The organism is Kribbella sp. ALI-6-A (assembly GCF_001984195.1).
Lineage (GTDB): Bacteria > Actinomycetota > Actinomycetes > Propionibacteriales > Kribbellaceae > Kribbella.
The window spans coordinates 203,766-217,706 of sequence record NZ_MTQN01000012.1 but is presented as its reverse complement, the minus strand read 5'-3'; the positions used below and the strand labels follow the sequence as shown (position 1 = coordinate 217,706).

Sequence of the window (13,941 nt, the reverse complement as noted above, 5' to 3'; positions counted from 1 at the left end):
ATGAAGACTTTCCAGGGTGTCGCCGTCGTCGCAGCCACAGCACTCATGCTTGCCGGATGCGCCGACTCCAGCCCGCCGACCGCCGGTCCCAGCACCGTACCGTCGTCGTCGGTGCCCATCCCGCCGACGGACACGCCGCCGACGCCCACGGCAACGCCGCCTCAGCCCTCGACGCCCACGCGGTCGCCCAGTACGCCGTCGCCCAGCGCGCCGCAGACGGGCTGCCTCGACCAGAAGCTGGCCGGCCTCACCCTGCGCGAGCGCGCGGCCCAGTTGATCATGACCGGCATCAGCGCGACCGGCATGACGTCGTCCGAGCGGTCCGTCGTACGGGCCAGGAAACCGGGCGGTGTCCTGCTGATGGGCGCCGGCGGCAGCCTCAGTCACACCCGGACGGCGATGGCGGCGGCGACCGCCGCGGCCACGATCGACGGGATCCAGCCGTTCGTCGCCGCCGACCAGGAGGGCGGCAAGATCCAGCGGCTCAAGGGCTCCGGCTTCGACCGAATCCCGGCTGCCACCGTCCAGGCCGGCTGGTCAGCCCAGAAGCTCACCAGCGAAGCGACCCAGTGGGGCGAGCAGCTCCAGCAGGCCGGGGTGAACCTCGATCTGGCGCCGGTCGCGGACGTCGTACCGAAGTCGCTGGGGGACGACAACGCGCCGATCGGCGCGTTGGACCGCGGCTACGGCAGTACGCCGGGCCCGGTGGGCGAGCACGTCACCGCGTTCGTGAAGGGCATGCACGCCGCCGGGGTGATGACGTCGGTCAAGCACTTCCCCGGCCTGGGCCGGGTCCGCGGCAACACCGACTTCTCCTCGGGCGTGGTCGACACCGTCACGGTCCGCGGCGACGCCGACCTCGCGCCGTTCGCGGCCGGGATCAAGGCGGGCAGCGACATGGTGATGGTCTCCACCGTGACCTACACCAAGATCGACAAGACCAACCGGGCGGTGTTCTCGCCGACCATTGTCCAGGGAATGCTGCGCGGCGACCTCCAGTACGACGGGGTGGTGATCACCGACGACGTCGGCGCGGCCGCCGAGGTGGCTTCCGTGCCGGCCGGTGATCGGGCGACGTTGTTCATCGCCGCCGGAGGTGACGTGGTGATCACCGCGGACGCCTCGCTCACCTCGACGATGATCAACGCGGTGGTCCGCAAAGCCGAGCAGGACAAGGCGTTCGCGGCGCAGGTCGACGCCAGCGCGCGCCGCGTCCTCACGCTGAAGCAGAACCGTGGACTGGTGAGCTGCGGGTGACCGCCGTACCGCCTGCGTCGCAAGAACCGAACGGCGAGGAGCCGGACTACCGGTTCACGCTGGCCAACGAGCGCACCTATCTCGCCTACCTGCGGACATCACTCGCCTGTTATGCCGGTGGTCTGTCGGCCGTGCAGTTCCTCGACCTCGGCCGGGACCGCTGGCCGGCCCGGATCCTCGGCATCGTGCTGGTCGGCGTGGGCCTGATCACCACGGCAGGCGCTTTCCGCCGCTGGCAGGCGAACCTGACCGCGATGCGCCGCGGCGACCGCCTCCCGGTCACCCGCCTGCCGTTGATGCTCGGGGCAACGATTGCCGCGGCGGGACTGATCGGCCTGCTGTTCAGCCTGTGGCGATGATTCGCGATCCCGGTCTGCAGCCCGAGCGCACGCTGCTCGCCTGGCGCCGGACCGCGCTCGGCCTGGTCACGAATGGTGTTCTCCTGCTCGCTTCGGGCCACGGTACGTCAGTGGTCCGGACCGGTCTCGGCGTCGTGGTCATCGTGCTGGCTCTCGCCTGCTGGGCCGCTGTGAGCGCTGTCTATCGGCGGGCCGCCCGGTCGGGTCCGCCGGGATTCCTGGGGCATGACAGAGTGCTCCGGGCAGCGGCCGGTCTGGTGCTGCTGGTGGGGCTCTTCGACCTCTACGCGGTGATCACCCGGTGAAGCCGTCTGGTCACGGATTGGTCGCTTTGAGGCAATGTGTTCACAATCTCGCGATACCTTGCCAGCACGGATGCCAACTCAACGGTCCGTTGCCCCTAGCATGTTCACGGTTTGTCCCTCGTTCATCCGGAGCTTGAAGTGCCGTTACGTCTGCGTCCGAACGACCCGACGTTCTACGACCTTTTCACCGAGTCCGCCAATCACCTCGTCGACGGCGCCCGCATCCTCGCCGAACTGCTCGGCAGTACCGCGGGGACCGGGCTGGCCGCCAGCAGCCAGATCGCCGGCCAGATGAAAGACGCCGAGCACGCGGCCGACGAGACCACCCACTCGATCATCCGCCGCGTCAACTCGACGTTCGTCACGCCGTTCGACCGGGAGGACATCTACCGCCTCGCGTCCGACCTGGACGACGTGATGGACTTCATGGAGGAGGCCGTCGACGCGGTCCACCTGTTCGGCCTGGAGTCGCTGCCGACGGAGGTGGCCGAGCAGATCGAGGTTCTGCAGCGGATGGCCACGCTGACCGCCGAGACGATGCCCCGGCTGCGCACGATGAAGGACCTGGCCGAGTACTGGATCGAGATCAACCGGCTGGAGAACACCGGTGACGCGGTGCACCGCCGGATCATCGCCAAGCTGTTCAGCGGCGAGTTCGACGCCCTGACGGTGATGAAGGTGAAGACCGTGATCGACCTGCTGGAGGACGCCGTCGACGCGTTCGAGCACGTCGCCAACACGGTCGAGCAGATCGCCGTCAAGGAGAGCTGAGCGTGGAGCTCGCGCTCGTCGTCGCCGTCATCGCGATCGCGTTGATCTTCGACTACACCAACGGTTTCCACGACGCCGCCAACGCGATCGCCACCTCCGTGTCGACCCGGGCGCTGACGCCCCGGGTCGCGTTGCTGATGGCGGCGGTGATGAACTTCGTCGGCGCCTTCCTCGGCACCGAGGTGGCCGAGACCGTCGGCAAGGGCATCATCAACACCCCGGCGGGCCAGCACGGCCTGGTGATCGTGCTGTCGGCACTGCTCGGTGCCATCACCTGGAACCTGATCACCTGGTACTTCGGCCTGCCCAGCTCGTCGTCGCACGCGCTGATCGGTGGCCTGGTCGGCGCCGGTCTAGCCTCGGCCAGCACGGTGCTGTGGAGCGGCATCCTGGACAAGGTCGTCATCCCGATGATGGTCTCGCCCGCGGTCGGCTTCCTCGGCGCGTTCCTGGTGATGACCGCGATCCTGTGGATCTTCCGGCGCTCCAACCCGGGCAAGACCACCCGCGGCTTCCGGCTGGCGCAGTCGCTGTCGGCGGCCGCGATGGCGCTCGGCCACGGTCTGCAGGACGCCCAGAAGACGATGGGCGTGATCTTCCTCGCGCTGCTCACCACCGGGCACGTCCAGGCCGGCGACGAGATCCCGATCTGGGTCAAGGTGGCCGCCGCGACCGCGATCTCGCTGGGCACCTACTCCGGGGGCTGGCGGATCATGCGGACGCTCGGCCGCCGGATCATCCACCTGGACCCGGCCCGTGGTTTCGCCTCCGAGGCGGTCGCCGCGACCGTGCTGTACGTGATGGCGATCGGTCTGCACGCGCCGGTCTCGACCACCCACACGATCACCTCCGCGGTGATGGGCGCCGGCGCCACCAAGCGGCTGTCCGCCGTTCGCTGGGGCGTCGCGAAGGGCATCGTGATGGCCTGGGTGCTCACCATCCCGGCCGCCGGACTGGTCGCCGCGTGCTGCTACTGGGTGGCTCACCTCATCCTGGAGTAGCGGTTCGGCCGGACTGGCGATTGCCCTCGGCACCTATCGTGGCGGTCGTTCACGGGCCGCACCTGAGTTCCACTAGCGGTTCCAGCGGCGTACGGCCTTGACCATGTCCTTGGGACGCAGCGAGTTCAGGTAGGCGTCCCAGGTCGCGTAGAGCTTGTCGCCGAGCAGGCCGACGTCCAGGTAGGCCTGCGGCCGGACGGCGACCACCCAGGTCGCGGCCGCGGCGTGGCCCTGGGTCAGCAGCAGGTGGTTCGACGTCTCGTCGATGCGGCGCTTCGCCTCGCCGGTCCGGCCGTGGTCGGGGAGCGCCCGGGTGGCCCAGCGGCGCAGGATCTCCGGGTCCTCGGCGGTCATCCGGGCCAGGTAGGTCAGCGGCCCGGGGCGGAACCCGCGGACCGGGACGCTGCTCAGGCTCCCGAGCGGGAACCAGCCGTTCGTGCAGCGCCGGCCGTTCACCGCCGACTCGATCTCCCGGGCCTGGTCCGGGCGCAGCCCCTGGGTCGCCCAGGACAGGAAGAACACCCCGGCGTCCGGGATCTCCTCGGCGATGTGCGGCGCGACCTTCAGCCGCCCCGGCTCGAAGAGATGCAACTCCTCGGAATCGAACACCACGAACTCTCCCCCGAACCACTGAACCGTCGGCCGGCGCCCCCGCGTCTGTCCAGGGGCCGTCGACCGTCGCCGACGGGACCCCCCAGGTCCGGCACGGCAGTCAAAGGCCCTTGGTACCCCTCAGTCCGCCCCGGGTCAAGGCCCCGTCGCGACCGGTCAGCGGTTACGGCGACGGCTCAGCTCCTCCTGGTCGAGCCGCTCGGCCTCCTCCGGGGTCGGCGCGCCCCCGCCGTACGAGGCGGGCAGCCACCAGGCGCCCGGCGGCTGCTCGGGGTAGGCCCGGATCGTCTCGTCGAGCATCCCGGCCATCGTGGTCCGCAGGTGCTCGGTCGCCTCCGTCGCGTCGTCCTGGCGGGTGACGGTGATCGGCGCGCCGACGGTGATCGAGACCGGACGGTGCCGGGTGAAGTCCTTCGGGTGGTCCTTGGTCAGGATCCGCTGGGTGCCCCACAGGATCATCGGGATCACCGGGACGCCGGCCGCCGCGGCCATCCGGATCGTGCCGGACTTGAACTGCTTCAGCTCGAACGACCGCGAGATCGTCGCCTCCGGGAAGACGCCGACGAGCTCGCCGGCCTTCAGATAGCTCAGCGCCTGCCGGTACGACGCGGAGCCGGCGTCGCGGTCGACGGGGATGTGGTGCATGCCGCGCATCAGCGGCCCGGAGACGCGATGGCGGAACAGCACTTCCTTGGCCATGAACCGGACCAGCCGCTTGCTCGGCTGGGCCCCGAAGCCGCCGATCACGAAGTCGACGTAGCTGATGTGGTTGAGCGCGATCACCGCCCCGCCGGTCCGCGGCACGTGCTCGGTGCCGACCATCGTGAACTTCAGGTCCAGCGCCTTGAACGCGGTTTTCGCCAGGGCGATCACCGGCGGGTAGACAATGTCTCGCATCCCCCGACGCTACCGGCTCCGGCGTCGCGGCACACCGTACGGAAACGTGATGCGTACCGCCTCCCGGGCGGCGCCACGAGCCCGGCGACGCGCGGGATCCGGTACTCAGTAGCCCGCCATTGGCTATCGTGAGCGGCGGAAAGTCGAATCGCGGGAGCTCGCGCCGTAGCGGGCTGAGAGGGCGGCTGGACTGCGCACCCCTGGCGGGCCGGGAGACCGGGACGGACAGGCTGGGCGAACCGGCGCCGCCGACCGCCGAACCTGTCCGGGTAATTCCGGCGTAGGGAGCAGCATCGTGACAACCATCGGCAACGACTCCGCCGTCCGTCCGACCGTCACCACCGGCCCGATCTCGGGCTCGGAGAAGATCTATCGGGGCGACCTGCGCGTCCCGGCCCGCCGGGTGAATCTCACCAACGGCAAGCACTTCGACCTGTACGACACCTCCGGGCCGTACACCGACGCGGGCGCCACCGTCGACGTCCAGACCGGTCTGCCGCCGATCCGCAAGGACTGGGTCGGTGGACGCGATCGGCTCACCCAGCTCGCACATGCCCGGGCCGGCACGATCACCGAGGAGATGCGGTACATCGCCGTCCGCGAGGGCGTCGACCCCGAGCTGGTCCGGTCCGAGGTCGCCCGCGGCCGCGCGGTGATCCCGGCCAACCACAACCACCCCGAATCCGAGCCGATGATCATCGGCAAGAAGTTCCTGGTGAAGGTGAACGCGAACATCGGCAACTCCGCGGTCACCAGCTCGATCGAGGAGGAGGTCGAGAAGCTGGTCTGGGCCACCCGCTGGGGCGCGGACACGGTGATGGACCTGTCGACCGGCAAGAACATCCACGAGACCCGCGAGTGGATCCTGCGCAACTCGCCGGTCCCGATCGGCACCGTGCCGCTGTACCAGGCGCTGGAGAAGGTCAAGGGCGACCCGACCGAGCTGTCCTGGGAGGTCTACCGCGACACCGTGATCGAGCAGTGCGAGCAGGGCGTCGACTACATGACCGTGCACGCCGGAGTGCTGCTGCGGTACGTGCCGCTGACCGCGCGCCGGATCACCGGCATCGTGTCCCGCGGCGGCTCGATCATGGCCGCCTGGTGCCTCGCGCACCACCAGGAGTCCTTCCTGTACACGCATTTCGCCGAGCTGTGCGAGATCCTGCGCGCGTACGACGTGACGTTCTCGCTCGGCGACGGGCTGCGGCCGGGATCGATCGCCGACGCCAACGACGCGGCCCAGTTCGCCGAACTGAAGACGCTCGGCGAACTGACCAAGGTCGCCTGGGAGCACGACGTCCAGGTGATGATCGAAGGGCCCGGGCACGTCCCGATGCACAAGATCGCGGAGAACGTACGGCTCGAGGAGGAGCTGTGCGGGGAGGCGCCGTTCTACACGCTCGGACCGCTGGCCACCGACGTCGCCCCGGCGTACGACCACATCACCAGCGCGATCGGCGCGGCGCAGATCGGCTGGCTGGGGACCGCGATGCTCTGCTACGTCACGCCGAAGGAACACCTCGGGCTGCCCGACCGTGACGACGTGAAGACCGGGGTGATCACCTACAAGATCGCGGCGCACGCCGCCGACCTGGCCAAGGGGCATCCGGGCGCGCAGGACTGGGACGACGCGTTGTCGACGGCCCGCTTCGAGTTCCGCTGGGAGGACCAGTTCAACCTCTCGCTGGACCCGGACACCGCGCGGTCGTACCACGACGAGACGCTGCCGGCCGAGCCCGCCAAGACAGCGCACTTCTGCTCGATGTGCGGCCCGAAGTTCTGCTCGATGCGGATCACCGCCGACATCCGCAAGTACGCCGAGGAGAAGGGGCTGGACTCCGCCGAGGCGATCGAGGCCGGCTTCGCGGAGATGTCGGAGAGCTTCAAGTCCCACGACAAGAAGCTGTACCTGCCGCTGGCCGACTGAGCTGGACCGAGCCGAACCGAGGGCCCCGGGCAACCTGTTGCCCGGGGCCCTTCGGCTGCCCTGGTGACCGGGCCGCCGGTGTGCTTCGATGGTGCGCGGTAGGTGATTCTTCGTGCGCTACGTGGCCGCGGGTCTCGTCGGTGTCGCCGTGCTGCTGGTTGGCTGCGGCAACGAGCCGGACCGGCCCGGGGCAGGACAGGAGCCGTCCGTGAGCACAGCACCCAGTGGAGCCGTCGAGCAGGCCAAGGCGGATCTGGCCGGCCGGCTCGGGGTTCCGGTCGAGCAGGTGACCGTGGTCAGCACCGAGGAGGTGACGTGGCCCGACAGCAGCCTGGGCTGCCCACAGCCGGGCATGAACTACGCCCAGGTGCTCACCGAGGGGACGCGGACGATCCTGTCCGCCGACGGCCGGCAGTACAGCTATCACTCCGGTCCGCGCCGTCCGCCGTTCCTCTGCGAGAACCCCCGAACGTCCTGACGCGGAGTGAAGACTGACGGTGAGTCGGCGGGCGCGGACCCTGCTCCGAGCGGAGAATTGGGGGACCGGTGAGTTCGCGAGGCGGTCACTGTCGGTGATCGGGCGAACCGGTTCAGGTTTTTTCCTTCACTCTACGTGAATAAGACTGTAGCCTTAATCTTGCGTCGAGAAGGAGGTGCAGGGCGGTGGTCTTCGTTCTCACGGTAGATCAACGGGGCAGTCGCAGCGCGGGCGATCTCGTACCCGAGCTGCTGAACACGCTGAATCGGCGACCGCGCCGGACCGGCCTGCTGCGCAAGTTCGAGCGCACCGCGGGCGACGAGGTGCAGGGTGTGCTGTCGGAGGCGCGGGCGACGGTCGACGTGATCGTGCAGCTGATCCGGGCCGACCACTGGCACATCGGGCTCGGGATCGGTGCGGTCGAGCAGCCGCTGCCACGCAGTACGCGGGCCGGCAGCGGTTCGGCGTTCTCCAACGCTCGCGAGGCGGTCAACCGGGCCAAGTCGAGCCCGCATCACGTGAACGTGATCGGCGACGACCCGCACGTGGCCGACCAGGTCGAGAGCGTGCTCTGGCTGATGGCCTCGGTGCTGCGCCGCCGGAGCGAGCGGGGCTGGGCAGTCGCCGACCTGCTCGCCGAGGGCCTGACCCGCCGCGAGATCGGCGTGAAGCTCGGCATCAGCCAGTCGGCGGTGACTCAGCGGGCGCAGGCGGCCGGGTACGCCGAGGAGCAGCGCGGTCGGCTGCTGGCCGCCGAGCTGCTCGCGTCGGGTGCCGCTGCATGACCGCTGCGGTCCTGGCACTCGTCGCGGTCGGGTTCGTGCTCGCGGTGGTGGCGTTCATCCTGCGTGCCGGGTCGACCGTGGAGATCGTCGTCACCGGCGTGATGCTGGCCTGTCTCGTCGCCGCCGGCGTCATCCTGCTCTTCGGCGACGGAGTGACCGGCTGGCGCGAAGCCTGGTGGAACGTACTGCTGCTCGTCTCCGGCGGCCTCGCCGTGACCGGCGGCGGTCCGCTGACGACGTCCGTGCTGGCGCTGGTCGACCGGGGCAACACCAGAGCCCAGTCGACCCAGCAGGCCGGTGAGGTGTTGCGCGGTGGCGCGTTGATCGGGGCGCTGGAGCGAGGCGCGGTCTACGGCTCGATGGTGGCCGGTTGGCCTGAGGGAGTGGCGATCGTGCTGGCCATCAAGGGCCTGGCCCGGTATCCCGAGCTACGCAGTCCCGACCAGCCGGCGTCCGTCACCCCTCAGGCGGTGGCCGAGCGGTTCATCATCGGCACGTTCACCAGCGTGCTGTGGTCCGTCACTTGTGCGGGTCTCCTGCTCTCGCACTGATCAGAGCTTGATGACGAGGTCCGAGGCGACCTTGTCGTGCCAGGTCTGGTTCTTGTCGTCCCACAGCGGCCAGAGCACGTTCAGGAAGCAGAACTGGTTGAAGAAGAACGCGCAGACCTCGCGGCCGAGATTGCGGCCCATCCCGATCAGCGCGCCGGTCTCGGCCGAGACCACCTTCAGGCCGACCACCTTCTTGCCCAGCGACTGACCGGTCCGGCCCTGCCGGATCACCCGGTTCCAGATCTGGTAGCCGATCGCGGCGAGGTAGCCGATCACCATCGCGGCGCCGCCGGCGTCGCTCAGCTCCTCGCTGTCGCCGCTGATCGCGAGCGCGGTGATCACCCCGGCCACGATCAGGATGATCGCCGGCAGCGAGTCGACGATCGAGGCGAGCACACGCGATCCCCAGCCGGCCAGCTCACCCGGCGGGGCGTAGTTGAAGCCGTAGCCGCCACCGCCGGAGTACGGGTTGTAGCCCGGCTGAGCGGGGCCGTAGTTGCCCGCTGGTTCGGATACCCGGGCTGGCTCGGATAACCAGGCTGGCTCGGATAACCAGGCTGCTGTCCCGGGACGACGGGGTACTGCGGTGGCTGGTCCTGGGGGCGGTTCGGGTCGAACGGAGGGGTGCTCACGACGGTCCTTTCTGGGACAGCAGAACGCCGTGGCCCGGAATGGGCCACGGCGTCCGGGAACGCAGACGGGGTACGAGGTCAGAGCTTGACGACGTACGTGGTGTTGATCTTGTCCGCGAAGGTCTGCTTCTTGTCGTCCCACAGCGGCCACAGGTAGCCCAGGTAGCACGGCAGGGCGTCCAGGATGTGGGTGATCTCGCGCAGGAAGGCCTTGCCGACGCCGACGGTCTGGCCGTTGTCGGCCCGGACCAGCTTGATGCCCAGCGCCTTCTTGCCCCAGCTCTGGCCGGTCTGGCCCTGCAGGACGAGGCGGTTGTAGATCCACAGGCCCAGCGCGACCAGGCTCAGCAGCAGGCTGATGATCGTTGCCCCGGTGCTGTTGTCGCCGCCGACACCGACGATCAGGTTGCCTATCCAGCTCGGGATCGCGACGATGATGCCGTCGATCAGCGAGGCGCCGACGCGGACCGGCCACGTGGCCAGCTCACCGCCCGGGTTGCCGTAGCCGTAGCCGCCGTAGGGCTGCGAGCCGTACGGCGTGGCGCCGGCCTGCGGGTACGACGGGTAGGACGAACCACCCGGCTGGCCCGGCTGCTGTCCGTACTGACCCGGCTGACCCGGGTAGGCGCCCGGCTGCTGCGGCTGCCCGTACTGGCCGGGCTGCTGACCGTACTCGGGCTGACCGTACTGCCCCGGCTGCTGGCCCGGCTGCTGACCGTACCCGGGCTGCTGGCCGTACTGGCCCGGCTGACCCGGGAAACCGCCGGGCTGGTCCTGGGGCTGCTGGCCGTACTGGCCCGGCTGCTGACCGTACTGGCCCGGCTGGTCCGGAGTGCGATCCCCGGTGCCCGACTGGTTCGGGTCCTGGGGGTCGAAACCCGGTGGTGGCGTCGGAGTGCTCACGACGATCCCTTCTGATCTTCGTTGAGGAGTCAATGCAGGCTAGCGAGTCTGGGGCTCACCGGCCACGTACCGCTCCGGAGAGTCCGGATCGCGGTCGACCGAGACGGTCTACCGTTGATCCATGCATCCGGCACACCTTAGAGGCAGCGAGCCCGGCCACGCCACGCCCGAGCCGCTGGACCGCCGGGTGCGTGGCCTGGCGGCGGTCCTGGCCGGTGGCGGGGTGCTTGCCGTGGTCAACGGACTGTCGGACGGACGGATCGGGCTGCCCTGCCCGTTCCACGCCCTGACCGGGCTGAACTGTCCGTTCTGCGGAACGACCCGGATGGCCGCCGCCCTGCTCGAGGGCGACGTGGCCCGTGCCTGGCCGTACAACCCGCCCATGTTCGTGGTGCTCCCGGTGATCGCGATGCTGGTCGGCTACCTGCTGCTGGCATGGACGTTGGAGCGGCTCGGCTGGTTCCGTCTGCCGCGCCCACGGCCGGGCGAGCGGCTGGTGCGGGTCGTCCCGATGCTGTTCCTGGCCGGGATGGCGCTGTACGGCGTACTGCGCAATCTGGTCTAGAACGCCTTGTGTACAAGGCGAGGCGCCGCAGGCTCGTTGCCTGCGGCGCCTTTGTCGTCCGGGCCGGTCAGCCGAAGCGGCCGGTGATGTAGTCCTCGGTCGCCTTCTCGTTGGGGTTGGAGAAGATCTGCTTGGTCGGGCCCATCTCGATCAGCCGGCCGGGCTTGCCGGTGGCGGCCAGGTTGAAGAAGGCGGTCTGGTCGGAGACCCGGGCCGCCTGCTGCATGTTGTGGGTGACGATGACGACGGTGAACCGGTCCTTGAGCTTCTCGATCAGGTCCTCGATCGCCAGCGTGGAGATCGGGTCCAGCGCCGAGCACGGCTCGTCCATCAGGATCACCTCGGGCTCGACCGCGATCGCCCGGGCGATGCACAGCCGCTGCTGCTGACCACCGGACAGGCCCGCGCCGGGCTTGTCGAGGCGGTCCTTCACCTCGTTCCACAGGTTCGCGCCGTGCAGCGACCGCTCGACCACCTCGGTGAGCTTCTTGCGGTCCTTGACGCCGTTCAGCTTCAGCCCGGACGCGACGTTGTCGAAGATCGACATGGTCGGGAACGGGTTGGGCCGCTGGAAGACCATGCCGACCACCCGGCGGACCGCGACCGGGTCGACCCCGGAGGCGTACAGGTCCTGCTGGTCCAGCATCACCTTGCCCTCGACCCGGGCGCCGGGGATCACCTCGTGCATCCGGTTCAGGGTCCGCAGGTAGGTGGACTTGCCGCAGCCCGACGGGCCGATGAACGCGGTGACCGAGCGGGGCTCGATCGTCATCGACACGTCCTCGACGGCCTTGAAGTCGCCGTAGTAGACGTTGAGGCCGCTGACCTCGATGCGCTTTGCCATATCGGTTCAGTACCTCTCGACTATTTGGAGTTGACCTTGCTGAACCGGGCAACCAGCCGGGCCAGGATGTTGAGCAGCAGGACGAGCAGGATCAGGGTCAGCGCGGCCGCCCAGACCCGGTCCGCGGCCGGCTGCAGCGCCAGCTCGGTCCGGTCCTGGTTGATCATCGTCGGCAGCGCGCCCATGAAGCCCTCGAACGGGTTCAGGTTGATGTTCTTGGAGTAGCCGACCAGGATCAGCAGCGGCGCGGTCTCACCCATCACCCGGGCCAGTCCGAGCATCACGCCGGTGATGATGCCGCCGAACGCGGTCGGTACGACGACCTTGAGAATGGTCTTCCACTTCGGCACCCCGAGCGCGTACGACGCCTCGCGCAGCTCGTCGGGGACCAGCTTGAGCATCTCCTCGGTGGAGCGCAGCACGACCGGAAGCATCAGCAGCACCAGCGACAGCGAGACCGCGAAGCCGACCCGGTTGAAGCCGAACACGGTGATCCAGACGGCGTACACGAACAGGGCCGCGACGATCGACGGGACACCGGTCAGGATGTCGATCATGAAGCTGACCACCCGGGCGGCCTTGGTGCCCCTGCCGTACTCGACCAGGTAGATCGCGCCGAGAATGGCGATCGGGACCGCGATCACCGCGGTGATCAGGGCCATGATCAGCGTGCCCATGATCGCGTGGTACGCGCCGCCGCCTTCGCGCCGGACGGTGACGCCGCGCTGGGACTCGCTCCACCAGCCGCCGTCCAGCAGCAGGCCGTAGCCCTTGCTGATCACCGTCCACAGGATCCAGACCAGCGGGATCAGCGCGATCAGGAAGCACAGGGTGATCAGCACGCTGGCCAGGGTGTTGCGGAAGGCCCGGGCACCGGACTTGCCGGTCAGGTCCAGGGTCTTGCCGTCGTAGGCCGGCCGGTTCGCCGCGAGAGTGGTGGTCACAGCGTCGCTCCTTCGCTCTGCGGCTTGTCGCCGATCCGCTTGATCCGCCGGGGCCGTTTCCCACCCGGGCCGCTGCGGGCCACGATCAGGCGGGCCGCGGAGTTGACCAGGAAGGTCACCACGAACAGCACCAGACCGGCCGCGATGTAGGCGCCGGTCTTGTCCGGCGAGTCGAACTCGGCGGCGTTGTTGGCGATCTTCGAGGCGAACGTCTCGCCACCGGCGAAGATCGAGGAGGTCCACGGGTCGTTGCCGTTGGGCACCGACAAGATGATCAGCACCGCGACCGTCTCACCGAGCGCGCGGCCCAGACCGAGCATCGACGCGCTGACCACGCCGGAGCGGCCGTAGGGCAGCACCGCCATCCGGATCATCTCCCAGCGGGTGGAGCCCAGCGCCAGGGCGCCCTCGCGGTGCGCGACCGGGGTCTGGGCGAAGATCTCCCGGCTGATCGCGGTGACCACCGGCAAGATCATGATCGCCAGCACCACCGAGGCGGTGAAGACCACCCCGACGTTGTCGGTGACCGACTTCTGGAACAGTGGGATCCAGCCCAGCGCCGACCCGAGCCCGTCGATCACCGGGCGCAGGATCGGGGCGAAGAACAAGATGCCCCACAGGCCGTAGATGATCGACGGTACGGCGGCCAGCAGGTCGATCGCGTGCGCGACCGGAGCGGCCAGCCGCTTCGGCGCGTAGTACGTGGTGAACAGGGCGACGCCGACCGCGATCGGGACCGCGATCGCCATCGCGATGATCGAGCTGATCACCGTGGTGTAGAACAGCGCGGCGATGCCGAACTGCGGCGGGTTCGCGCCGGGCTCCCAGATCCGGGAGAAGAGGAAACTGCTCTCGTTGTTGGCCAGGGCCGGGATCGCCAGCGCCAGCAGGAAGATGCCGACGAACGCGACGATCGCGACAACCAGTACGCCGGACCCGCGGGCCATCCCGGCGAACAATCGGTCGCCGAGGTGGCCGACCGGGCCCAGCTCCAGCTTCTCGTCCCGCGGCCCGTCGGGTGGAGCCGTGGGCGGGGCGGTGCCGTCTGTACTGCTCATGGGTGCTGCTCCAAGCGCCAAGGTGGAAGGGGTGCTCGGTCACGAGGCGAGC

General features: G+C 69.2%; 17 protein-coding genes. 10 read left to right on the top strand and 7 right to left on the bottom strand.

What is annotated here, in order from left to right; translation table 11 throughout:
* The 5 genes from BWI15_RS27690 (at position 1) to BWI15_RS27670 (ending at position 3,693) form a co-directional block, all read left to right on the top strand.
* Positions 1-1,257, top strand: coding sequence for a glycoside hydrolase family 3 N-terminal domain-containing protein (locus BWI15_RS27690; protein ID WP_077017495.1), 1,257 nt, complete (start codon positions 1-3; stop codon positions 1,255-1,257).
* Positions 1,254-1,616, top strand: coding sequence for a YidH family protein (locus tag BWI15_RS27685; protein ID WP_083751066.1), 363 nt, complete (start codon positions 1,254-1,256; stop codon positions 1,614-1,616). The genes BWI15_RS27690 and BWI15_RS27685 overlap by 4 nt, the downstream gene beginning before the upstream one ends.
* Entirely contained in the window at positions 1,613-1,921 is a 309-nt protein-coding gene (locus tag BWI15_RS27680; protein ID WP_077019349.1) for a DUF202 domain-containing protein, read from the top strand. The genes BWI15_RS27685 and BWI15_RS27680 overlap by 4 nt, the downstream gene beginning before the upstream one ends.
* Positions 1,922-2,059: 138 nt before the next feature.
* Positions 2,060-2,692, top strand: coding sequence for a DUF47 domain-containing protein (locus BWI15_RS27675; protein WP_077017493.1), 633 nt, complete (start codon positions 2,060-2,062; stop codon positions 2,690-2,692).
* 2 nt (positions 2,693-2,694) lie between these two features.
* Positions 2,695-3,693: an inorganic phosphate transporter gene (locus BWI15_RS27670; protein WP_077017492.1), complete on the top strand. Its 999-nt coding sequence runs from the start codon at positions 2,695-2,697 to the stop codon at positions 3,691-3,693.
* Between the two features lie 72 nt (positions 3,694-3,765).
* Here the strand turns inward: BWI15_RS27670 and BWI15_RS27665 are convergent, their stop codons facing one another.
* Complete coding sequence (locus BWI15_RS27665; protein ID WP_077017491.1) at positions 3,766-4,305, bottom strand: hypothetical protein; 540 nt, start codon at positions 4,303-4,305, stop codon at positions 3,766-3,768.
* A gap of 156 nt (positions 4,306-4,461) precedes the next feature.
* Positions 4,462-5,202, bottom strand: coding sequence for a lysophospholipid acyltransferase family protein (locus BWI15_RS27660; protein WP_077017490.1), 741 nt, complete (start codon positions 5,200-5,202; stop codon positions 4,462-4,464).
* A gap of 295 nt (positions 5,203-5,497) precedes the next feature.
* Between BWI15_RS27660 and thiC the strand changes: the two genes are divergently transcribed.
* From thiC to BWI15_RS27640, 4 genes are all read left to right on the top strand, one after another.
* Positions 5,498-7,129 (top strand): phosphomethylpyrimidine synthase ThiC, encoded by a 1,632-nt coding sequence (thiC, locus tag BWI15_RS27655; protein WP_077017489.1) that lies wholly within the window; start codon positions 5,498-5,500, stop codon positions 7,127-7,129.
* A 208-nt stretch (positions 7,130-7,337) separates the two neighbouring features.
* A complete protein-coding gene (locus BWI15_RS27650) occupies positions 7,338-7,607 on the top strand; it encodes a hypothetical protein (RefSeq protein ID WP_143465887.1) in 270 nt (89 codons plus the stop codon).
* Between the two features lie 185 nt (positions 7,608-7,792).
* Positions 7,793-8,392, top strand: coding sequence for a transposase (locus BWI15_RS27645; protein WP_077017487.1), 600 nt, complete (start codon positions 7,793-7,795; stop codon positions 8,390-8,392).
* Positions 8,389-8,943, top strand: coding sequence for a hypothetical protein (locus BWI15_RS27640; RefSeq protein WP_077017486.1), 555 nt, complete (start codon positions 8,389-8,391; stop codon positions 8,941-8,943). The genes BWI15_RS27645 and BWI15_RS27640 overlap by 4 nt, the downstream gene beginning before the upstream one ends.
* Here BWI15_RS27640 and BWI15_RS40240 read toward each other — a convergent pair whose 3' ends face one another.
* The gene (locus BWI15_RS40240; RefSeq protein WP_237771487.1) at positions 8,944-9,339 is read right to left on the bottom strand and encodes an RDD family protein; all 396 of its coding nucleotides are present in this window, start codon (positions 9,337-9,339) and stop codon (positions 8,944-8,946) included.
* Between the two features lie 314 nt (positions 9,340-9,653).
* Positions 9,654-10,478, bottom strand: coding sequence for an RDD family protein (locus tag BWI15_RS27630; protein ID WP_077017485.1), 825 nt, complete (start codon positions 10,476-10,478; stop codon positions 9,654-9,656).
* 121 nt (positions 10,479-10,599) lie between these two features.
* On the opposite strand from BWI15_RS27630, the gene BWI15_RS27625 reads away from it, so the two are divergent.
* Positions 10,600-11,043, top strand: a complete 444-nt coding sequence (locus BWI15_RS27625) for a DUF2752 domain-containing protein (RefSeq protein ID WP_077017484.1) — start codon at positions 10,600-10,602, stop codon at positions 11,041-11,043.
* A gap of 67 nt (positions 11,044-11,110) precedes the next feature.
* Here the strand turns inward: BWI15_RS27625 and pstB are convergent, their stop codons facing one another.
* The 3 genes from pstB to pstC are packed head-to-tail and all read right to left on the bottom strand — an operon-like array spanning position 11,111 to position 13,889.
* The gene (gene pstB / locus BWI15_RS27620; protein WP_077017483.1) at positions 11,111-11,887 is read right to left on the bottom strand and encodes a phosphate ABC transporter ATP-binding protein PstB; all 777 of its coding nucleotides are present in this window, start codon (positions 11,885-11,887) and stop codon (positions 11,111-11,113) included.
* 20 nt (positions 11,888-11,907) lie between these two features.
* Positions 11,908-12,831: a phosphate ABC transporter permease PstA gene (gene pstA, locus BWI15_RS27615; RefSeq protein WP_077017482.1), complete on the bottom strand. Its 924-nt coding sequence runs from the start codon at positions 12,829-12,831 to the stop codon at positions 11,908-11,910.
* Positions 12,828-13,889 (bottom strand): phosphate ABC transporter permease subunit PstC, encoded by a 1,062-nt coding sequence (gene pstC, locus BWI15_RS27610; protein ID WP_077017481.1) that lies wholly within the window; start codon positions 13,887-13,889, stop codon positions 12,828-12,830. The genes pstA and pstC overlap by 4 nt, the downstream gene beginning before the upstream one ends.
* Positions 13,890-13,941: the final 52 nt, after the last annotated feature.

What these genes read in the sequence shown, in the direction of transcription:
- BWI15_RS27690 (WP_077017495.1), top strand. Translation starts at nt 1, where the DNA reads ATGAAGACTTTCCAGGGTGTCGCCGTCGTCGCAGCCACAGCACTCATG.
- BWI15_RS27680 (WP_077019349.1), top strand. Translation starts at nt 1,613, where the DNA reads ATGATTCGCGATCCCGGTCTGCAGCCCGAGCGCACGCTGCTCGCCTGG.
- BWI15_RS27660 (WP_077017490.1), bottom strand. Translation starts at nt 5,202, where the DNA reads ATGCGAGACATTGTCTACCCGCCGGTGATCGCCCTGGCGAAAACCGCG.
- BWI15_RS27640 (WP_077017486.1), top strand. Translation starts at nt 8,389, where the DNA reads ATGACCGCTGCGGTCCTGGCACTCGTCGCGGTCGGGTTCGTGCTCGCG.
- BWI15_RS27625 (WP_077017484.1), top strand. Translation starts at nt 10,600, where the DNA reads ATGCATCCGGCACACCTTAGAGGCAGCGAGCCCGGCCACGCCACGCCC.
- pstB (WP_077017483.1), bottom strand. Translation starts at nt 11,887, where the DNA reads ATGGCAAAGCGCATCGAGGTCAGCGGCCTCAACGTCTACTACGGCGAC.
- pstC (WP_077017481.1), bottom strand. Translation starts at nt 13,889, where the DNA reads ATGAGCAGTACAGACGGCACCGCCCCGCCCACGGCTCCACCCGACGGG.